At 58.0% G+C, this 21,494-nt stretch carries 13 protein-coding genes and 3 pseudogenes; 7 read left to right on the forward strand and 9 right to left on the reverse strand.

The annotated features are described in order from the left end of the window. Positions 1-211 precede the first annotated feature (211 nt). The 4 genes from AC0L23_RS28550 to darT form a co-directional block, all read right to left on the reverse strand. The gene (locus tag AC0L23_RS28550) at positions 212-961 is read right to left on the reverse strand and encodes a 2OG-Fe dioxygenase family protein (protein ID WP_473357592.1); all 750 of its coding nucleotides are present in this window, start codon (positions 959-961) and stop codon (positions 212-214) included. Between the two features lie 182 nt (positions 962-1,143). Further along, the gene (locus tag AC0L23_RS28555; protein WP_473357593.1) at positions 1,144-4,596 is read right to left on the reverse strand and encodes a hypothetical protein; all 3,453 of its coding nucleotides are present in this window, start codon (positions 4,594-4,596) and stop codon (positions 1,144-1,146) included. 809 nt (positions 4,597-5,405) lie between these two features. Next, positions 5,406-6,485 (reverse strand): type II toxin-antitoxin system antitoxin DNA ADP-ribosyl glycohydrolase DarG, encoded by a 1,080-nt coding sequence (darG, locus tag AC0L23_RS28560; RefSeq protein ID WP_473357594.1) that lies wholly within the window; start codon positions 6,483-6,485, stop codon positions 5,406-5,408. Further along, positions 6,473-7,114 (reverse strand): type II toxin-antitoxin system toxin DNA ADP-ribosyl transferase DarT, encoded by a 642-nt coding sequence (darT, locus tag AC0L23_RS28565; protein ID WP_473357595.1) that lies wholly within the window; start codon positions 7,112-7,114, stop codon positions 6,473-6,475. The genes darG and darT overlap by 13 nt, the downstream gene beginning before the upstream one ends. Positions 7,115-7,430: 316 nt before the next feature. Here darT and AC0L23_RS28570 point away from each other — a divergent pair, with 316 nt between their 5' ends. After that, a complete protein-coding gene (locus AC0L23_RS28570; RefSeq protein WP_473357596.1) occupies positions 7,431-10,223 on the forward strand; it encodes an SIR2 family protein in 2,793 nt (930 codons plus the stop codon). Continuing rightward, positions 10,213-11,712, forward strand: a complete 1,500-nt coding sequence (locus AC0L23_RS28575; RefSeq protein ID WP_473357597.1) for an argonaute/piwi family protein — start codon at positions 10,213-10,215, stop codon at positions 11,710-11,712. Before AC0L23_RS28570 ends, AC0L23_RS28575 begins: the two co-directional genes overlap by 11 nt. Before the next feature lie 656 nt (positions 11,713-12,368). On the opposite strand, the gene AC0L23_RS28580 is transcribed toward AC0L23_RS28575, so the two are convergent. Continuing rightward, positions 12,369-12,569, reverse strand: coding sequence for a hypothetical protein (locus AC0L23_RS28580; RefSeq protein ID WP_473280658.1), 201 nt, complete (start codon positions 12,567-12,569; stop codon positions 12,369-12,371). A gap of 178 nt (positions 12,570-12,747) precedes the next feature. Here AC0L23_RS28580 and AC0L23_RS28585 point away from each other — a divergent pair, with 178 nt between their 5' ends. Further along, a complete protein-coding gene (locus AC0L23_RS28585) occupies positions 12,748-14,262 on the forward strand; it encodes a DUF2235 domain-containing protein (RefSeq protein ID WP_473357598.1) in 1,515 nt (504 codons plus the stop codon). A gap of 379 nt (positions 14,263-14,641) precedes the next feature. On the opposite strand, the gene AC0L23_RS28590 is transcribed toward AC0L23_RS28585, so the two are convergent. Continuing rightward, the gene (locus AC0L23_RS28590; RefSeq protein ID WP_473357599.1) at positions 14,642-14,788 is read right to left on the reverse strand and encodes a hypothetical protein; all 147 of its coding nucleotides are present in this window, start codon (positions 14,786-14,788) and stop codon (positions 14,642-14,644) included. Positions 14,789-14,980: 192 nt separating this feature from the next. On the opposite strand from AC0L23_RS28590, the gene AC0L23_RS28595 reads away from it, so the two are divergent. Continuing rightward, the gene (locus AC0L23_RS28595; RefSeq protein ID WP_473357600.1) at positions 14,981-15,310 is read left to right on the forward strand and encodes an Arm DNA-binding domain-containing protein; all 330 of its coding nucleotides are present in this window, start codon (positions 14,981-14,983) and stop codon (positions 15,308-15,310) included. Positions 15,311-15,962: 652 nt separating this feature from the next. Here AC0L23_RS28595 and AC0L23_RS28600 read toward each other — a convergent pair. Continuing rightward, positions 15,963-16,601, reverse strand: coding sequence for a hypothetical protein (locus AC0L23_RS28600; protein ID WP_473357601.1), 639 nt, complete (start codon positions 16,599-16,601; stop codon positions 15,963-15,965). Between the two features lie 82 nt (positions 16,602-16,683). Between AC0L23_RS28600 and AC0L23_RS28605 the strand changes: the two are divergent. The 3 genes and pseudogenes from AC0L23_RS28605 (at position 16,684) to AC0L23_RS28615 (ending at position 19,155) form a co-directional block, all read left to right on the forward strand. After that, positions 16,684-16,917: pseudogene (locus AC0L23_RS28605) on the forward strand (helix-turn-helix domain-containing protein). A gap of 1,123 nt (positions 16,918-18,040) precedes the next feature. Next, positions 18,041-18,298 (forward strand): hypothetical protein, encoded by a 258-nt coding sequence (locus tag AC0L23_RS28610; protein ID WP_473357602.1) that lies wholly within the window; start codon positions 18,041-18,043, stop codon positions 18,296-18,298. Positions 18,299-18,336: 38 nt separating this feature from the next. Continuing rightward, positions 18,337-19,155 carry a nodulate formation efficiency C protein gene (locus AC0L23_RS28615; RefSeq protein WP_473357603.1) on the forward strand — a complete coding sequence of 273 codons (819 nt, stop codon included), beginning with the start codon at positions 18,337-18,339 and terminating at the stop codon, positions 19,153-19,155. 1,286 nt (positions 19,156-20,441) lie between these two features. Here AC0L23_RS28615 and AC0L23_RS28620 read toward each other — a convergent pair. Together AC0L23_RS28620 and AC0L23_RS28625 are read right to left on the reverse strand one after the other, a co-directional pair. Beyond that, positions 20,442-21,068, reverse strand: a pseudogene (locus AC0L23_RS28620) (ABC transporter ATP-binding protein); the annotation flags it as partial. A 103-nt stretch (positions 21,069-21,171) separates the two neighbouring features. Continuing rightward, positions 21,172-21,483: pseudogene (locus tag AC0L23_RS28625) on the reverse strand (ABC transporter substrate-binding protein); the annotation flags it as partial. Positions 21,484-21,494: the final 11 nt, after the last annotated feature.

Here is a 21,494-nt window from a genome sequence, read left to right on the forward strand (position 1 = left end):
TTGGTTGGGCGGGGCGGTGCCCCTCTCCCGTGGGGGGGGGGGGGGGGGCGGGGGGGGGGGCTTGGTTTTTTTTTGTTTTTTTTTTTTTCGGCGCCCCCCCCCCCCCCCCCCCCCCGGGGGGGGGGCCCCCCCCCCCCCCTCCCTTGGAAGGTCTGTCGTTGATGTGTGCAGACCCGTTTTCCGCGTTGGTGGTACGCCGGCGACTATCGATTTAAGCTGCCAATTTGCATTTAGCGAGCGGCTCGAACGTCACGATGAGGATATCCCGAAACCCGACTGTACCTTCCTCGATGCCGACCGGAGTCACCGCGTGGAAGAGGTTTTGCGTGAGGAAGAGGGTATCGAACGGGTTCACCAGTTTGAGCACGCGATGGAAGTCGCGGTTGCCGGAGGCCAAGACGCTGTCCCCACCCGTCGAGTTGGCGCTCAGATTGAGGAGATGCACGAAAACGGCCGGCTCGTCGTCCTTATGGAGCCAGGGCGGGCTGCTGTAAGAAGGCACCCCGTTCTCGGGTTGGTAGCGAACCTGGTGAACACCGACCTTGACGGTCTCGTCGAACGGCACGATGCCCGTGGCCTTCACGATCGCGGCGTCGGTCTCGATCACCTTCCGCAAGAGGGGCAGTTTCCGGATCGACGGTTCGATCGGCTGGAACGTCCGGACCTTGCCGCCATCCAGGTAATTATATTGCTCGCTCTGCAGATACCCTTGCGTATTCGACTCCGCGAGCCCGAGCTCGGTGAGTTCGAACGAGCGGTACGCACGGAAGCGTTGACCGCCGTTGGTGTCCGCCGGAAGGCGAAAGCAGCTTTCCTGGATTGTCTTCAGGTCGGCGACGTCGCCGGCCGTGCAGTAACGGGCTCCCTCGACAAAAAGGTAACCCTGACTCGTGGCGAGAGGCCCGAATACCGCCAAATCCTGTTGCGAAATCGGACCCGAACCTGTAATTCGACTGCTCATCCGCTCCTCCTTGTTGTGACCGCCCGCAAGCGCGGTGCGAGTTGTCTGACGCGGCGTCAGAGTCGCAGATATTCGGCCAATCGAAGCGACTTGAAAAACGAGTCCAGCGCGGGTTCAGAATAAATTTTCAAAGGATTAGAAGATCGGCGCATCGCACGCCCGGACTCGGTCCGCGCTTAGCATCAAGTGAATGCTGCTAATTGCCCGTGAATCCATTTCGCTTCGGGTTCGTACCGCAAGAACTGGGCCTCGTCGAAATGGCCCAGAACCCGTTCCAAGGACCAATGCGTCGACTTTAGCGCCGTTCGAGCATCTGCACCCTCCAATTCGCGGGTCTTAAGAATGTCTAGCCCGACGGTGAGGTATCTGAACACGCTTCCAATCGGCAACGTATGAGCGTCGGCGCTCTTCACGAGTTCACGCAATGCTGAAAGCGAGCTTTCCGCTCTTAGGATCAATTCGCGAATGGGATCAAAGCGATCGGCTTTGGATTCTTCCTTAAGCTTTTTTCTGAGTTCTCCCATCCAAAATGAGACGGGCCATTTCGCTTGTCCAACCTGATGGTGCATCATCAAGGTTGCCGCTTCCATATATATTCGGGCACGCTGAGACGTCATCTCCATGGCGAGCTCCGCGTTGGTGCCGCGGTGCAAAGGCGCTTCCTCGATCTGCTCCAGCATATCGGTCGCCGAAAGATAGTCGCCCTGCGCGGCGGCAAGCAGGGCCTGATCGATACGGAGGCCAAGCCGGTCAGCGGTGCCGAGCGCGTCCACTCGACGAATGTTCAGCGCCAGCATCGCGCGGGCCAGCGCCAGACGACCATCGAGTTCGTTGACAACGGGCGGCAGCGGCAAGCGGAGGCCACTCTTTAAGGCGATCTCATTCTTGTCCTTGATCCAAGTCTTACGCTTTGCGGTCTCGATCAAGACGGCGATGAAGGCGCGGGCCCCTCTCCCCCCGAGAACCGATCCGGAACCGGTTTCCGTACCTTCAATATTCGCGATTCTCTTTTCGGCATAAAGCGCCCGGCGGAGCGCGAGCTCGGACCGGCTCACAAGTCCAGCCATGAAATAGGCCTCTCCAAGCCGAGCCAGGATCTTGCCCCGCGCGAAAGCCGCATCCACCGAAGGATCGTCATTGGGGAAGAGCGCTCGTGCTTTTTGGATCAGGTTCAAGACGTAAGAATAGGTGTAATCGGTCTCCGCGGTGACGGCGGAGCGACCCGCGCGCTTGCGACGGAGCCGTCCATCGTCCTCGCTTCCGGACTGTCTGCTACGCACCGACTGCTCGCCGGGGCGCTCGGGGAGAAGAAGGCCAGGATTGCCCCCTGCGTAGATCCCGGCGTCGATTTCAGTCCGCAATAGCCGGACCGACCTCGGATAAAGTACTGGATCCTTCTCGCGCGAAAGTATCTGTTCACCCAACCTCACGGCGGAGCGCAGGAGACCGTACCTTTGCAGCGTCAAGGCCGCCAAAGCGACCGCCGTCAAAAGTTCAAGAAACTCCCGGGGCGAGAAGCTTCTGGATAGGAATTCGTATTCGTCGAGATTTTCGCCGAGATCTCGTTCGTGCGCGGCGAGCCAGGGCGAAGTGGGGTCGAAGAACGGAAGCAGGACCCTCAATCGCAGGTCCGGATCGGCCATCTGCTGAAGCAGCCGATAACCCGATCCCTCCAGATAGTCGCGATAAAGTCGCAGGAAGGCATATCGGAGCACTGTCCGTTCATCCGGATACGTCGCATGTTCGTCGAGTTCGGGCAGAACAGCGGACTCCAACGGCCAAAATCGATCTTCGGCCGTCTTCTCCCGAACCTTCTGGACGTCCACCGACGTAATCAATGCGACGAACGCTTGGATATCGCGCGCGAAAGCCGAGCGGGAATTCGCGATGCCGCCTCGCATCTTGAGCACTCTCGCCTGCTGCGCCGCCTCGCGGGCAATGAGCCAGCTGCAATGGCGCGCCAAGTCGGGCTCAGTATCGAACCACATGCGCTGCAGCTGCCGGCGCCAGCCTTGATCGAGGAACAGGAGCGGCTCGGAAGCGACTTCGCGGAAGCCCCTTTGCCCAAGATCGGGTACGGTATTCCGAACCTGCACGATATCCGCAAGATCTCTTGCGATCGCTTCGACTTGGTCCGGATTTGTCAGCCTATGTAGCCAGTCCGCTCCGTCCGAACTAAGCATCGAAAGTGCCATGCGAGCCAGAACGCTCGCGCGAAGTCCTTCCGGCGTGCAGGCGACTGCACCGAGAAGGAACCGCTCGTACGGTCGGAGAATCTTTTCCCAAAGAGTCTGCAGGATGGTCGCGCGGTCGTCCCTTTCCAACGATCGGTGGATGCTACGCCCCTGCCTGAGTTTACGGTCGGCGGCGAGCCGTTCGGCGATCATCGCAACTTGATAGGTGAAAGCGCCTACGTCCCGTCCATTTTCGCCGTCGGTAACTACGGCGAACGTGTCGAGGTCGACACGAAGCCGATCTGTAAGCTCGAATGTCTTGCTGCGAATTCCTCGCCGTCTCGCTTCCCTGACGAGAGCTGCGAGGCCGCCGGTCGCGCGCCCCGTCAGAACCAGGCGAGTCGCGGCATGCCCGCTGAAAAGCCCAAGCAAGACCTGCGAGACGTGATCTTGATGCAAGCTCCGCAGGACAGCGTCGCTTTCTACGGGGTCCAGGTCTGCGAGTATGAGGCACGCGGGACAAGTCTCGGCGATCCTGAAGATCTCCTTGATCTTAGCCGCGCTGCTCAGACCGGTATCGCGATTTAGCGAGGAGGGCGCCGGATCTCCCCGCCTGTAGAAGGCCAGAACGGTGTCAAGAAATTCGCCGGGCTCGAGTTCATCGAGAGCCAAGGCGAGGTACGGCACTCTTTCTCCGCTATCCAAACGCAGACCGTCGTCGATCGCTCGGCAAAGAAACTTGAGGCAAGTCTTCTTCCCTGACATGTGCGGACCACTGACCAGAGCAAGACCCGCTCCATCTGCTCGCTTGATCGCCTCCACTATCTCCGTGGCGGTCATTTCCAGTGGGTGGGGCCACGCGGCGACAGGCTCGGACTCGAATCCTTTGCCGCGCACCGAGACGTACTCCGGTCCGGGAGCGAATACATGATCGGGCTCTTCAGCAGCCGATCCAAGCAATGCCAAAAGATAATCCGAAGGAAGAGGATAGGTCGACGAGAAGATTATGTCGATCGAATCGCCAACGCGGCCGACTTCCTCGAATCTCGAGGTCAGCAACGCTTTCAGCTCGGCGAGAATAAGTTGCTCCTCGTGCTCCTTCGGGTTCGTCTTTAAGCCTCGCAGGTAGCCTTCGAAGGTATCCGGATCCCACGGTTTCGGATTATTGGGGCTTGCATCCTTGCCGGCGAACCTATCGGGCAAAGTGTTGTTCGTCTTCATCCGCAGCCAAAGCCGCCTGCAGATCGCATCGCGTTTCTGGCGGGGTTGAACGCGGCCAATCGCGGCTGCCAGTAGCCTTACTCTCTTGTATGGCGTCTCCGCGGGACCGCCCTTCCAGCGATCCAAACGTGGCACTTTCCTTCTGCGCTCGACTTCCTCTGATTTAAGGAATTCCTGGTCGATTTGGATAATCTTCAAATGCTTGACCGTAGCGCCGGCCGAAAATTGGCGAGAAGCCATTTACCCCTCCAAGCCGACAATCATTACTTGCCATTAGTTTGTTTGGCGTACTTTTGCGCGAGTTCAGACCGGGTTCAAGCCGAACCGCACCGTTTTTGCGCTGAACCCGGGATATCCCCACCTCGTATTCCACGATATTCGGCAGGCCGTGGGATCAAGCTGGTCGTTAGCGATCGGCGACCGTTTCGTCCGAGTCGGGCTGGGCAACGCAGGTCGCGTACCAGCGTCAAGCGATCGGAGCTTTCGATGTTTGTCTCGCGCCAAGTGCAAGCGAGTCCCCCAGTCGTCCCGCCGGATTTCGAGTTAGAGCCGGGTTCGATTCCGGCACAATTGCGGAGACGGGAACGGCATGGGACGCGCCTGCTCAAGGGGAGTCCGCTGATTATTTTTGCCTGCGAACACAGCGCATTATCTTGCTGGTATTTCTGCTGGTATCGGCTGCAACTGACGGATAAAATCGCCTTAAATTCAGATAGTTATGGGAATAGGTGACTGTCGGCCAGGGGCACCACGTAAAAAACAATAGCAATAACAACAACTTACATCGCTGGTTCGATTCCTGATTTTTCAGGAGAGTTTGTGCGGCGCGTTTGAAAACGTTAGTAAAAGTTCGCGGAAGCGCCCGCTGCAGCCGATAGTTTTGCTGGTATTTTTGCTGGTATCTAGGGGTCAAACGTTGACGGCGAATTTCGCGATTTCCGAACGAGGGGAATTGAGCAGATGGCCGGCAAGAACGATGGCGCGATCGCCAAGACCTTCGTCCATCTCATCCGGAAACAGCGTAAGAAACTCGAGGTGGCGTGCTCGAATCAGTTGAAGGCCGCAAGCCGTTCAACGGCAAGATCGACAAGGCGATCCTCGAATAACTTCAGCTTTCGTGCTGCGGAGTCCTCGCCGCCCGTCCATGTCTTGAGCGCTGTCTTGATCGATTCCCGATCCGCGGCAACGCCGTCATTTTGAATGAGCCAGTCGATAGTTGCCAGAAGCTCCATACCCAATGGAGACTCGAAGCCGTCGATCAGCGTCGCAGTCGCTTCGAGTGCAGGCAGGAATGCCTTTGCATCACCCGACCCCAAATAGGCTGCGATCTTGTCTCGTTTGGCGTCCTCGAACCAGATCACATCGAATGGACCGGCATCGCCGATGCGCTTTCCACAATGCAAATAACTGCCGTCGAGGCCATTGAGCAGATGGGTCAATCGAGGAGCGTATGGACCATATTTATCGGCCTGAAAACGCAGATCGAGCGGGTTCTCTAATTCCAGCTTCTCGATGCTCCGCTCCAGGAAGTACGCCAGCTTTTGGATTTCGAGCAAGGAGCATTCGATTCCGAGTATCCAATACCTGCGGACCAGCTCAGCGACGAGCGCACGCGCCGGCGTCAGCTTCTCGACGCCCGCGCGCTTTGACACATTCTGGTATTGGTCCGTAGGCTCATAGACGATCACGCTGACGTCGTTCAGTGCTCCAAGCGCAGCTTCAATCTTGGGACGCACGTCCGGCCACTTGAGACCGCCGTTCCCGCTCCCGAGCGGCGGAATAGCAATCGAGCGAATCTTCTTCTCCGCGATTACGCGCTTCAGATCCTTCAGACCACTCTCAATCCACTCCATCTTGGAGTCGCCGCGCCAATGCTGCTTAGTCGGGAAATTGATGATCCATTTCGGACCGATCAATGCCTGGCGTTCGGTAACGAACATGTGGCCGACCCTGACTTCCTTCTTCTTGCAGGCCACCTCGTACGCTTTGAAGTTCTCAGGATAAGCTTCCTTAAACATCAAGGCGACGCCCTTCCCCATCACGCCGACCGTGTTCACGGTGTTGACCAACGCTTCGGCCTTGGAGTCGAGCAGATTGCCACGCGTAAATTCTATCATCAGAAGTACCAATCGGGCTTCTTGACCACGGTCATGGTCCGGTTGCGCTGCGCCAATGCCGCATTCAGTGACTTGAGCACATCGTCGTTGTAGCAGACGAGCCCCGACAGGGCGTCGACGGGGAGATGCTTGTGGACAAGAGCTTCGGCCTGGTAGCGTTCTTTTCTCGACGGATCGTCCGGGTCATTGCGGAAATCCCGTCGTTGCAGCATGTCCCAATCGATCTGATCCAGGCGGGCAAGATCGGAGTAGAATTGCGCGGCAACAAGATAGGCGTGCCGGTCCGTGAACAGGAACGGAATCTGCTTGGCTTGCGGGGTCCGTAGCGACGAAACCATGATGACGATCTCGTCATTGTTGCGCTGTCGAATACCGCCCCACCCGGTCTTGATGTTGTACAGCATCGGCGAAAACGGCGTGAAATAGAACGGCACGTAGTCACTCAGCGTTCCGGATGGCAGTGGCACGACAGGGTGCTTGTCCCGCTTGCTGATCAGATCTCGATTCCCGATCTCCACGAAATTGGGATCTAGTACGTTCGAGCTCTTGCAATGCAGGCCGTTGTCCAGAATCGACGGAACATTGTCCCGGTGAATGATCCGGAAGATAAGGGCCTTCTCTGGCGTCAGATCCTTTGACACGGTGGCGACTCAGGCGTTTGCACCGCCACACCGTATGCAAAGTCCTTCGCCGTGCAACTTCGTCCTATAGAACGAAAAGGGAACGTCGTCAAGACAAGTGATCGCGGAACGGTTCGTCGCATCCAGGGTGTCGACCAACCGCTGCAAACTGTTGCTATCCCGCTGACCTCGCCCCATCACTTGGCTCTGATGCCGGGAAATATGGTATTTGTGATTCTTTCCGGCAGACCGAGGACCATTGGAGATGGGGCGCGGACGCGACACCCGACACGCTAGGCTGGTGCGCCTGTAAGGGGATGGGATGAATCAACCAGCGGTGAGCGTGGCCGGCGCGGCCTCGACCGGGCTGCGCATCTCGTCGGCGGGCCGCCTGCGCTCTCTCTTGATGGATGGCTCAGAGCCGGTGTTGTTGCTCGGCGCCGGGGCGTCGATCAACTCCGGTATTCCGCCCGCGGACAAGACGGTCGAGCGGGTCGCGAGATGGGCATGGTGCAAGGAGAACGGCCGGCATCCGAGCGACATGTCGATCAGGCGGTCTGACTATTGGCCGTGGCTGACCGCACAACCCTGGTACAAGGCGAACGTTGCCGCGGCCGACCTCTATCCTGATGCCATCGATAATCTGCTCGGCGTGAAGAGCGACCGGCGGGAATTCTTCGAGCAACTCATCAATCCTTCCGAAATCCCTCCCTCCCGCGGCTATGTTGCGCTGACGCAAATCCTGCATCAGGGCTGGATCTCAACCGTTCTGACCACGAATTTCGATCAGTGCCTGCAGCGGGCGGCTATCCAGCACAATCGCCCACATCGGCTGGTCAGCATCAGCACGCCGGCCGACTACATCATGTTCAGTTCGGCGCCTCAGGATCCGCAACTGGTCTTTCTGCACGGGTCTGTCAAACACTACACCGACAGGAATCTCACCGGTGAAGTGCAGTCTCTCGACGCGCACCTGGTCGATCGATTGAAGCCGCTGCTGCGCGATCACCCTGTTATCGTGGTTGGCTACCGCGGCGCGGAAGCTTCCGTGATGAACGATCTGTTCCTGGCGCAGGCCAATTCGGGCGGGTTTCTGCACGGGATTTATTGGTGCGTCCTGGAGAGCGATGTTGGTGGCCCGTTCGCGTCGCATGTAACCCAACTCGCGAGCCAGATAGGTTCGAATTTTCAACTCGTGCCAATCAAAGGCTTCGACGATCTGCTGGAGAGGGAGGTGCTCACCAGCATGATCGCGGCTGGCGCACGCCCGACCCGCCGGCGGTCCGGCCACAGTGTCGGCGGCATGCCCGCGGATATGCGCCCGCTCGATGGCTTCGACATTGCCGGGTTCGAGCAGTCTCTGCTCCAGGCACGGCTTTCTCAATATGCCGAGAAGACCGACCTGTGGCGGCCCGGGCAGATTGATGCCGCCTGGATCGAGGAGATGACCGACCGGCTGGATCTGGTGCGGCCGATCGGAGCGCACAAGGCTCCAACCCTTGCCGGCTGGATGCTGTTCGCGCGCAATCCATCCAATGACTTCAAGCAGGCTCGTGTCGAGTTTCGTGCGGCAGGTCCTGGAAACTGGCTCCGAAGCCGGTTCGGGGACGATGCCGAGCTTGAGGCGAGCGGCCAGGAGGGCGACTTTATCGTTCGTCGCACCATTACCAGCAATCTCTGGAGCCAACTCGATACGCTGATCGACCTGCTGGCACTGGTGAACTTCCAGTTTCGCCTCAAGGCGGAAGTGTCCCGGACCGTGAGCGCCTATAACGCGATCGCCATCAAGGAGATGATCGTCAATGCGATTGTCCACCGCGACTATGATGTGAATGAGCCCATTCAGGTCGAGGTCCAGCCGAAGTCGATCACCGTGATCAGCCCTGGCGGGTTGATTGCAGAGATCGCAGCCCAGATGGGTGATCTGTCATTTCAGGAGACGATTGCCGGACGAACGAGCCCGATCAAAGGCTATCGAAACCCCGCCATCTCCGATCTGTTCTATGGCGGCGGACAGATGGACCGCCGCGGGTCCGGTTTGTCGGATATGGTTCTAGCGACCGTGAACAACAATGGCGCGGTCGCCTTTGGCCCCTCGGCGGATAACCGCCAATTCATCGTGACCATCGAAGCGCGGCCGGAAGCCGTCGATGAGATTACCAACACGGCACTGCCGGTGGCGGAGGAGACGGTCCGTTTTTCGACGAACTTGATCTCGATCGCATCCATGCCCGAGAAGGTCTGGCATTCGGGCACCAGCGCAAAATCGAACGCAAGCTTCTATCGGAGCGCTCAGGGCGTGGCGGTCCCGCCTGGGCATGTCAGTGATGGACGCTTCTACTCGCTGTACAATCTCGACGAGCTCGCCGATGCGTTGGTTTCACCATTCGATCCCGGCGATATCGAGACAATCAGCTTTTCCGAGCTTGTTGCGTTGCCGGGAGGCGAAGCGGTTGCCCTGAAGCTGCTTCACGAGCTGGTGTTCGAGCACTTGAAAGCCAAGGGACTCCAGATCGAATTTGATCGACGCCGTGCTTATTTCGGGCGCGGTGACGAGCCCGAGCTGAAGGTGAGCTATCAGGGGCGGCTGCGCAAGGCCACGCGCACGGTCGTGAAGGCGCGGACCAAGCGCGACTCCGACGATATTGTGTACTTCGAGCACAAAGCGTTCAGTTTCTCTGTCATGCGGTTTGCGGAGGACTGGGCGCTGGTGATCTCGCCGGGCTATGCGTTTACGCGCGACGGGCTGCGCAAGCCGATCAGCCGGGAGCGCACCAACATTCTGTCGACACGCCGGGCTGCGCGCGACTTCAATCCAAGCGTCCTGCAGGACGTCTCGTTCTGGCTTGCGGTATTGTCGGGAGAATCCGACGGGCTGTTTGCGCTCGAGCATCGGCCGGACAACGATCTGGCCCGCTTTGCGCCAACGGTTCTGCTCTTGCCGCGTCCGCCGACGATCTCATTCAACGTGTCGGCTTTCGACGAGATGGCGCAACGTGATCAGGAGATCGACGAGGACCTGTTGAGGCTGGATGCAGAGCTCGAAGAGCTCGCATTGGAACCGGACGAAAACGAGGCGGACGAGTCGGACGAGACCGAGCAGACCGACGAGGAAGCCGATGGCGATTGATCTGTCGATCGTCGAGCTACACCCTCCCCGATTGCAATTTGGCGGTGCCAGCGCGCATAGCGATCCCAAGGCCGGCTTGGTTGCGGCAGGACCTTTTGATTTGCGGTTCGGCTCGGCGCGAAAGGATCACGTGCATGTCGGCATCATTGGCCCTGCCGAGCAGGTGGCCGCGGCGCGAAGGTGGCTTGATCGATGCGGCAGCGAAATTCCAGTGTTGGGCGAGACAAGCCTCCTCCGGCGTCCCTTTCCGGGCTTCTCCGATGCGTTTCACAAGACGCTGATCGCGCCGGATCAATCATCGATCGCGCTATCTTCTGGAACAAATGACGATCTTGCACATGCGTTGCAAGGCGACGCCTACAGTGCCTTTCAACGTGTCGTCGATCTCTACGCCGATGCGCACGCGCGCCTCGCCGCGCGGGACCTCAACAGGCCCGATATCGTCTTGATGTGCATTCCGGAGGATGTTTTCGACAAGGTCGGCGCCGTCGAACGAAAGACGAGCGACGATGAGCGCAAGCGCGCCAAGGCAATTGGGCGGGCCAGGGCAAGCAGCCAGCTCGATCTGTTCGATACCCTTGACGAGGTCGAGCAGACATCGGAGGATTTTCTCAAACGCGATCTGCGCCATGCGCTGAAGGCGCGGGCGCTCAGAAATCGCCTACCAATTCAGCTGGTGACGGATGCCCTGCTTGACGACTCCGCGCGCAACCAGGATCCCGCAACGCGGGCGTGGAATTTTTCTGTAGGTCTTTACTACAAGGCGGGTGGCGTGCCGTGGCGGCTGCCACCAACCGGCCCCGACACCTGCTTCGTCGGGATCAGCTTCCATCATTTCCGCACGACGCAGCGCGCCATCGTACGCTCCAGCCTGGCGCAGGCTTTTTCAAGCGATGGCGAAGGTTTCGCGATCAGGGGGCAAGGGGTACCGGTCGAGCCCGATCAGGGCCGCAATGTTCATCTTTCTGAAGACCAGGCTTTCGAGCTTGCCCGCGATGTTCTTGCTGAATATGAGCTCCGCACAGGTGGAGCGCCGCTCAGGGTGGTCTTGCACAAGACCTCGTACTTCGATGCCGCCGAGCGCTCCGGTTTTGCGGAAGCATTGAAGGACATTCCCATCGTCTCGATGGTGACGCTGGTGCCCAGTCTGTTCCGTTTGCTGCGTTACGGCGCCTATCCGCCAAAGGTCGGCACGATCTGTACGATCAATGCCGCGCGAAGCTTTCTTTTTACGTCCGGCTTTATGCCAGAGCTCGGCACTTATCCGGGCCCGCACGTTCCACAACCTCTTGAGGTGCGGTGCCTTGGACCTGAGGCGTCGATCGCGGCCGCGCAGGATGTTCTCAATCTGACGCGTATGAACTGGAATACCGCGGACATCCGCGGCAAATGGCCGGTGTCATTGTCGTTCGCGCGACGGGTGGGTGGAATCCTGGATGAGTACGGCGATGATGACCTTGTCGAGACGTCGTTTCGCTATTTCGTGTAGCGGATGGTTTTCGAACAAGTACGCACGACAAGATAATCCCTTGGCCTCGCGATATCATAATTACGTCGATCCGACGGGATTTCGAGTCAGAGCCGGGTTCGATTCCGGTCGGGGCAAATTGTGGAATCCAGAACGGCATAGGCATCCCCGCTGCCGGAAGCCTGCTGTTTTATTTTTGTCGGCGAATACCGCGCGTCATCCTGCTGGTATTTGTGCTGGTATCGGCAGCAATCGACGATAAAAGTGACTTCAAATTCAAATGGTTATGGCTCTAGGCAATTATCGGCCAGGGGAATCGAACCCTGTTTCGGCCTTGAGAGGGACAACGGTCTGGTTGCTGGTTGGAGGGGTGCCGCACACATCGGGAAACCGTTCGCCCTTAATTTTCGACTAGACCAGCCTCTTTTACCCCGCGGCTTTGAAGGCGCCATTACGTCGCACGCTTGAACGCCGCGTAATAGCTCGCCACTAGATGGGCTTCTTTTCTGCTCAGTCTTCCAGGATATTGCTCCGGTCAACCGCCAATTGCGGTTGCCCAGCTGAAATCGTAGTGAGCGCTCAACAACTTCATTGCAACAACAGCGACGAGAACGCAGATGATTTGCAACAACGTTCTGGTCGAGAAAACTCTATTGACGAGCGCCATAATGCCGCCTTTAGCGCTGGTGACCGAGTCGGATTCCAAGCTTGAGGGCCTTTTGGCGGAGTGAGCCTTCGGAGCGCTTTGTGAGCTTCGCGATTTTTGCAACGGGCGTCTTTGCTTTCGAATGAGCACGCAGCTCTTTCACGTCAGCCTTCGTGTATTCACGGCGCGCAGTTTTCTTCTTTGTAGCCGTCTTCTTTGCGTTCTTCGCCACTTTAAGCTCCTCGATTTGAGAGTGGCCGTACTAGCACAGCCGCATTGAGGGGCAACTCTCGATCAGTTGACTCTGAACCCTGGTCCGGGCGCGCTGTCCGCAAGTGGGCCAGCTCACAGTTGGGCTTACGCAATCTGTGATAGATTGGCTTTTTGCGCACTTTTGGGGGATGGTGTGAATGCCGAAGAACATTGTGATCTTTTCCGACGGCACAGGTCAGGCCGGCGGCATCAATTTCGACGAAGCGCGGACAAACGTTTACAAGCTCTACCGCGCCTGCCGCGTCGGCCCGGACACGAAGGTCGAACCATCCGAACAGGTCGCCTTCTACGATGCCGGTCTCGGTTCTGCGTCTGATGGCGGTCATTTCAAGATTGGCTGGATGCGATGGCTGTACAATCTCGCCAGCATGGCGACGGGCCTGGGGATCACTCGGAACATTGTCGATTGCTACGCCGCTATCATCGCCCTGTATGAGGAAGGCGATCGGATCTTCCTGATCGGTTTCAGCCGGGGCGCCTACACGGTCCGATCGGTTGCAGGGGTCATGACGCATTGCGGCGTCCCGCGCCATATGCCCGATGGCTCGCCCTTGCGCCGCGATCCAAAGAGCATCCACAAGCTGGCCGAGCATGCGGTCAAGGATGTCTATCAATTTTGTCCATCCTACTCGCGCAAGATTCTTGGATACCGGCGGTTCCTGCTGGAGACTCGAGATGCAATCGCTGCACGATTTAGACGGCAGTACGGCAGTACAACCACCGTCAACGGCGCCGAGCACGCGAACGTCTTTCCCTACTTCATCGGCGTGTTCGATACTGTCGCCGCCCTCGGGCATAAATATCTGGGCGCGGCGCTCGTGACCTCGGGCATTGCGCTACTGATCGGGTTGCACTGGCTCGGTGGCTTCCTTCAGCCCGTCTTTCCATGGGCCGGATGGGTGGCCTGGATCCTGAGCTACCTCGGCATCGTCACAGCGCTGATTGCTTTTCTCATGAACTATCTGAAGATCGCGCCATCCTTGCCCGACTATGGATTCTGGAAGCGCCTCCAGACCGTGCATTTCGCTCCGCCGAAGCACAAATTCTACGACACGACCCTCAATCCCAACGTGGGCTACGCGAAACATGCGATCTCGATCGACGAGAACCGCGCCGATTTCAAGCGCGTCACCTGGTCGCCCACGGCCGAGAAGCAGGACAAACGAGACGTGCACGACAATCTTTTCTTCGAACAGGTCTGGTTTTCGGGCGTGCACGCCGATGTCGGCGGCGGCTATCTCGAGAACGAGGCTCGGCTCTCAGACGTCGCGCTCAACTGGTTGCTCGCCGGAGCTTCGCTCATCCCTGGCGGCCTGAAACACGACGGCAGTGTGCTACGGCTGTCGCCCAATCCCGCGGGTCCCCAGCACAATGAGCAGGCGGGAGGCTTCCTCAAGGCCGGGGTTCGTGATCTGCCGATCTACCCGGAGACGGAAGAATCGAGATCACCGACGCACAAATCTGTCTATCGGCGTTTCGAGGCAGCGTCCGTGCTTCTCTACGATCGCATGGCGGTCTACCGCCCGGACAACATGAGGGTCCACGTCGACTTCAAGCATTACTTCGATGGGAGCGGGGCGCAGCTGCCCGAATGCATCGCCGATGACATTGAACAGAAGTGGGAAGATGCCGGCCGTGTCGGGCGGCTCTGACCCAGATACAACATTCAGGAAGCGGTTTTGTCGGGCGGCCTTCGAGACGCCTTTGGCCTCCGCGGAGACGAGGAGAGCACATCACAATGCCGAGAGTGCATGCGCCAACCGGCCGTTAAAAACACCGTTTGAAAAACCGTTTTAGTTTGGCGCTCTCAAACGGTTTCTCTGGCTAAGGTCTTGATTTATTTGGTGGGCGCACCAGGGCTCGAACCTGGGACCCGCTGATTAAGAGTTCTCTGCGCGCTGAGCATTATCAATGACTTGCTGGTCGCACGCCGTTTTTTCAGGCCGTAAATGGACAGTCGTCGGACGATCACAACGGTGCGCTGCGTATTATGGGAGTGTCTGAAACCTTGCGTCGGGGCCACCGGCGACTTCAGCCCACCGGCCGGGGCAAGCCGAGCGAATCGCGCAAGGTCGAGCCGTCGTACTCAGTGCGGAACAGCCCTCGATGTTGCAGCTCCGGCACGAGGCCGTGGACCAGCTCCTCCAAGCCGCCTGGAAGATATGGGACCTGCAACATGAATCCGTCGCAAGCACCCGCCTCGAACCACTCCTGCATGCGATCAGCCACCGTGCTGGGCGTGCCGGCGAAGCCGCTGGTGGTTCTCCCCGCGCCGTAGCGCTGGCGTGATGGCAGACCTCAAGTGCGACATGGCTAATCGACTGTGATCCCGATGACATCCTTTTCCCGCCCGGAACAAAAACAAGAAAAGTGGAGGTCCTACACATTCGTCCTCGGCTTACCGAGGAAATAATTCCATCGCTCCAACCTCGCGAGTCCGAATACACAGTCTGGGACTGCGATATCCCTGGACTGAGGCTCCGGATCAGACCATCCGCTCACAAGAGCTTCATTCTCTTGTACCGCGTGGAGGCTCATTCGAAGCTGAAGAAGATCACCATCGGCAAAGCGGGGTGCTTCACGCTTGAGGGGGCGCGACAAATGGCTGAGAAGCTTTTGTCACATGAACGGCTGAACCGCCTGCGGGTAAAGATCTCAAGGAAGTACCGATCTCTAGACGATGAATATGATGAACCATAAATCTGTATCGAGCTACTTCCCGAGTTTTTATCTCCAAATTGGTTTGACCAAAAAGCCCGTCTTGGACAACTTCCCTATTGTTACCCCAGTCGGGTCGAGCAAAGCGGTCAGCCTTCAATGAGCGGACGAAGTACCGAGCCGGCAACGAATCCGATGGACCGTTGTTGAGGCCGGATTTGGATTTCTGCTAGCGACTCAGTATGAGGGTGTTGTGAATACCGACGTTGTCGAAGAACTTCAGCATTCAACCCTGAAGCTGTCTCCTCCTGCTGGGGCCGTGAAGCACTTCAGGCGTAACACAAGACGAGCACCCGGCCCCCCCAAAAATAGCACCATCGTCAGCCAAATGAAAAAATACAAGTCAACGTAAAGAATACGCGAAAAACCAAGATAATGACTAAGCTAAATGAACCTGCAATCTAACGATACAGTTTCTTACGCTAGAACGTGACGGCTCTCGGGCTAACTTAACTTTCAGTCCGAGAGTTCTATCATTCTATCCTACCAGATTAAGACAAGAAACGTTTCGTGACAGCGGCGGCGTGAGCGCAGATTTGCTCGTCAGGGCTCGCCTTCCATGACGCCAACAGCTCGGCATACGAGCAAGAACAAAAGGACACCTCGTCATCAGCCACCAGTTGCGAGAATGACTCTATCTCACCACGTGCTGCATTCGATCTTCCTGCGACACTAACTTACCGTCAGGCCAGTGCTCCGGTTCGGCATATAGATAGAACAAGACAGGCCGCTTTCCCTTCCAAATATCCTGCAGCGCGGTCCGAAGGGCGAAGGCATGCTTGACGAGCTGCGCAACGTCCAGTCGCGAGTATCTCTTACCGCCGTCGCGCAAGTCATCCCTGCATCGTTGGTATCTGCCCATCTTATCACCCCAGACTGGACGCCAATAAGCGTCAGACATTTCGGCCTCGCCTCTCGGGCGGAACGGTTCGTAGCGCTTGGACTCGACACCAATCAAAGCTCCCCCGGTAGCAATCAAAACATCGAGACACGGATGCCTACCGCCGGCCCACGGAAATCGCACGATCGATTCGAGGGCTACCGATGAAGCCGGCCACTCGCAATCCGACGTGCCGGGGAGCGCGGGCAAATTCTGTGGCTCGGATAGGAACAAGCCAAACACGTTAGCCACCAGTGCGGCAGACGACTCAGGACTGGCAAACTTTCCGCTCGCAATCTCATTGCCGGGCGCATTGCGATAGGCGGCTTCAATCAGCTCAACTGGCAATCCAGGAAGAAAGTGATCGGCGCTCGTGCAAAAACCTCCGGTCAATGAAAGCCGGAGATTATCTGCTTTTAAGATAATCTGGAAACCAGATTAATTCCTACGCTCGCTATCTATTGGCAGGGCGAAAGTGCGAAGATCACTGGGATCAGCTCGACATAAGGCGCTCGTCGACCTGCTCATCGTAAAGCGGGAGGCAGCAGGCCTGACACAGGCAGATTTGGCTGCTCAGCTAGGTGAGTACCAGTCGTTTGTGGCCAGACTCGAAAGCGGGTAACGCCGTATCGACGTCGTGGAGTTTCTTGAGATTGCCGAGGTGCTCGGATTCGACCCCATCAAGGCGGCGCTGAAAAAGCTATCCTGACCGACCAGGCGGCCGTTCCGCAATCGATCTTTGCGGCCTCCCTTTTTGTCCTAGGGTAACGCCTTCAGCGCACTTCGTTCCTCCTCATTCGGATTAAGCTCCACATTTTCGGGCCGGGCTATGTGAACGGCAATTCGTTTCCGCCCTCCGGCCTTCTATGGGCGTACAGTCGCAGCGTGCTCAGTTGGCGGCGCCGATCTTGCGGAATGGCTCGTGCGGGTGCGCTCGCTTTCGACTGGCCTCGCGAGTCCAAAGACGAATACGACAGCGCGCAACGCGAAGTCAGATCACGCGCGACGTGGAGTATGGGCGGGCAGTTACGTTGTGCCTTGGGTGTATCGGGCTTGCGTCAAGCAAGGCGGCAAGCCGGACAGCTGTTCGGACGATGCGAACGCGCATCCTTGAGAGACTGCCAGCTCGGTTCTATCATGCGCAGATCAACAGGAACGGCAGGAGGAAGCGTGGCTGATCCATTCACAATTCGCATTTTCGTTCCAGACGGCAATCCCGAGGGTTTGCGTATCATCGACCGGATGAACTGGACTGGACTCGGCATCGCATTCCCACGCGAAGATTGGCCAAAGATCAAAACCCGGGCCGACTTTTCGCGCTCTGGAGTTTATATCCTGATTGGTCGCGTTACGGACGACGATTTGCCAACAATTTACATCGGTCAGGGTGATGTCGTTCGCAACCGAATTGACAGCCATTATGCCAGCAAGGACTTCTGGGGTTCGGTGGCAGTTTGCGTATCCAACGCGACTGGTGGCCTAAATCGCGCTCACGCGACATGGTTGGAATATGCGCTGATCCAGCGTGCCCAGCAAATTGACCAAAGCCATCTCGAAAATGGCGTGGAGCCGCAGGCACCGCAGCTTTCCGAAGCGGAGCGCGCCGACACTCAAGCATTCCTGCGGGAGATGCTCCAAATCCTGCCTCTGATCGGCTTGACTTGTTTCGAACAGCCGAAGGCCGTCGCCCTGCCGAAGGCGCATGCAGATAGTGCGGCTGCACCGCCCGTTGCTAATGAACTGATACGATCATCGTACCGGCTCAACAGGAGGGTTTTGAGAAGGTCTTCGTTGGCCAGAATGCCTGGTATGCAATTCGCATCTCGGGCGGGATGCTGCAAAAGATCAAATACATCGCCGCCTATCAAGCGCAGCCTGTGTCAGCCATCACGCATCTTGCGCCTGTCGAGCGGATCGAACCTTACGGCGAAAATGGAAAGTACAAGCTGGTATGTTCCGAGCCCGCAAAGCCAATCGGGCCGATTCCGTTCGGGAGTGCACAATCGGGAGCGATGCAGGGGCCGCGCTATACGACGAGGGCAAAGCTGCTTTCCGCGAAGTCAATCAGCGATATTACAGCAAAAGACTAGCGTGCCGTCTGTTGCGCAGATTTCGGGGAGAAGAATTAGTGCCGCAGTTCATCTTAATTCTTGCTGTTCTAGCGTTGATGATTGTCAACGCTCGTGCAGACGACAACGCCCTCATTGATAAGGTGAAGTCAAGTTGGCGAGCGCAAAGCGGCGAGACCGCCGAACAAATCTTCGCCAAGGTCTCGAAGGTAGCGCACTTCGTTCCGAGGGGATGGGAGGTCGGTCAAAAGACTGACACGAGCGAACCGGTTTTCTTTTCGTGGGTCAAACACCGCCAAGATAAGACGGACGACGAATATACTATCGGTTGGGATGTTGCATCGGACGGCAAAATGACGCTAGGGCCGCCGTACGCTAAGCCGATGGAACTGGGCTGGCAGGCATTCGCGCTTTCGCTCATCGCTGACGAAGCAACAAACGACGAAAAGGGCGTGAACCTTCGCTTTCTGCATGATCTCGCTAACTTCAACTTCGTGGCTACTGCCCAAGGCAAGCTTGGCGACCTACTGCGGCAAGGCCGTTGCGCAATCGGCGATCCGGTTGGGGTGGACTACTTGCCGAAGTTAGATGAGAAGCAGACCGCGAAGGGTGACCTGTGGCGCGTTCAGATTTCAGTCGAATGTAAGATTCCGGGGCCTGCCTATTTCACCCGTGATGGAATCATCGTTTTCGAGAAACGCGAAGGGCAAGATTGGGAGCCGCAATCGTTCTTTGCGAAGCGCATCGCGACGAATGCTCCCGGGTCTTGGTTTGATCGTGCTGACCCGAAAGAGCAGGAGATATTCGAGGCTGGCCGAAAGGCTCTACAGGGCGCTGGCATTCCGACGCGCGGGGTGCAATCACCCTTTCAAAGATAGTAGATGGCTTCACCGATATTCAAGCGGTAGCTTCGAGACGGCTCGACGGAGCATGATTTCGATGCACCGAACGCAGATAGACTCGCCGTTCCCGGCCGGTGGGTCAATGACGGTCAACTCTTCTGGCGCGAACTCTTCGTCGCAGTGATCGCAGTGGACGCTTTCGTGCATGCTGCATTGCCTAGGCGAGCGTGGGCGGGAAAGAAAGCAGGCGCGCGCAGTGGTGCGAGCCTGTGTGCTTGCGTGCCCGAACAGTTTGACAGCTTCATGGCGTGCAGGCTGAAGCTTCGGCTGTTCCCGGCTTTCACCCGAACATGGGCAGTAGCGCAGTCTCGATTGCTAACACGGCTTCGTGCTTCTCTTCGAACATATGCCAGCGCGCGTACATATACTCTGTTCGTCATCGTTTCTGCTGATGACACGATTTCGAGCCCAGTGAAGCTGAACGTACAAGCGTGTCTGGTGCCGTAATCCTTCGCAAGGCGGCTTTTCAATCCCGCTCCTCGACCGCGGCAACACACGGACCTTCTCTCCTGACTTCCTGGTCTGGCTCGACAAGGTCGTCTTCGCGCTCGATACTAAAGGCGATCATCTGATCACCGAAGACGCGGGCAGAAAGCTTTTCGACATCGAGCCCATAGAGGACGGCCTCCTTCTCGTCATCCGGCTCATTACGAGGGGCGAATGGACCATCGCGTCGACAGGTGAATTCAGCAAGAAGTCCGGCTCGACCGGCTCACACCGTCTGGCGATTGCGCAATGGCCGCATTCAGCCCACCCATACGGAGACGATCGCGGAAGCAATCGAGGCGTGCCTGCAGAAATAGCGCAGTTCGGACGCAAGTAACGGTAGCCGACCAAATCCGCGTGTGCGACTCTCCGCACATGACACTTGGCACGCAGTTCGCCATTCGTAATATCTACCGGGCCTAGATGTGCTGCGAACCGCTCCGTCGTCGCTGAACCAGACATCATCCTATTGAGCCGTGCAAGTTCGACCTCTGTATGTGGCGCGAAACTGCGTGCCTTCGGGAAAAAGAAGTGCCTTTGAAAATGGCTCCTCCCCTCACCCTTCCTGCGCCGGAGCGTTGGTGAGCGTCCTGCACACATGAAAGGGTAGTGGCTTCCTGTCTTTTAGAATATCAGATACTCCCCACAGCATACCTTCGAAACTCAATGAAATGGTTTTACCCAGGGCTTACCCCGACCGTACAATTGAAGCGCCTTCGACATAGCCTTTAGAAATTATAGCATTTTTCGGACGTAACGGCGCCGCAAACGACATCTGGAATGTCGAACACCTGCTTGATCCGGCCCGGGCGTGACGTCATCACCGCCACCCGCTGGCCCAGCACGATCGCCTCATCGATACCGTGGGTGATGAAGACGATTGTCTTGCCGGTGGCACGCCAGATCCGGAGCAATTCTCCTTGCAGCGTCTCGCGGGTCTGGGCGTCGAGCGCGGCGAACGGCTCGTCCATCAGCAGCACCTCGGGATCGTAGGCGAGGCTTCGCGCGATCGCGACACGCTGCTTCATGCCGCCGGAGAGTTCATGCGGATAGCGGTCGGCAAAGCCGGACAACCCGACCAGGTCGAGGAAATGCCGCGCGACGTCGAGCCGCTGCTTGGCCTTGAGCCCGGCGATATCAAGGCCGAACTCGACATTCTGTTCGGCGGTGCGCCAAGGAAACAGCGCATACTGCTGGAACACGATGCCGCGGTCGCGACCGGGTCCTGCAATCGGCCGCCCATCGAGCAGAATACGGCCGCTGGTCGGCAGCGTGAGCCCGCCCAGCAGATCGAGCAAGGTGGATTTCCCGCAGCCGCTTGGGCCAACTAGGGCGAGGAATTCGCCGGAGCGAACATCCAGCGTGATGTCCTCCAGAGCGGTGAAGTGACGGCCTGGTCCGCCGCCCGTTGCGCTTGCGCTCGGCGATGATCTTGTCGAACCGGGCCCGGACCTCTTCCGGCGGTGTGGTCTGGGCCCATTCGATGGCCCGCGAAATCCCCTCCACCAGCTTGCGCGAGGCATTGGGATTATCCTCGATGAATTTGTCTCGCAGCACGTAGGCACCGCCGGTGAACTGGCCGAACAGATCGGTGTCATTGAAAAGCGAGCGGATGCCTCCACGCTCGAGGGCTTTGTCGCGCAAGACGCCGCTTAGCGCACTCACCTCGACCTGGCCCTGGCGCAACGCTTGCTCGCTGCTCACCGGTGGGATCGCCACCAGGGTGACCTGCTTGGCCTCGCTCGCGCTGATGCCGGACCTAGCCAGGTACTCGCGCAATACGAATTCCAAATGTGCGCCCAGCGTGTTGACCGCCACCTTCTTGCCAA

Source organism: Bradyrhizobium sp. MI1.4 (assembly GCF_055811315.1).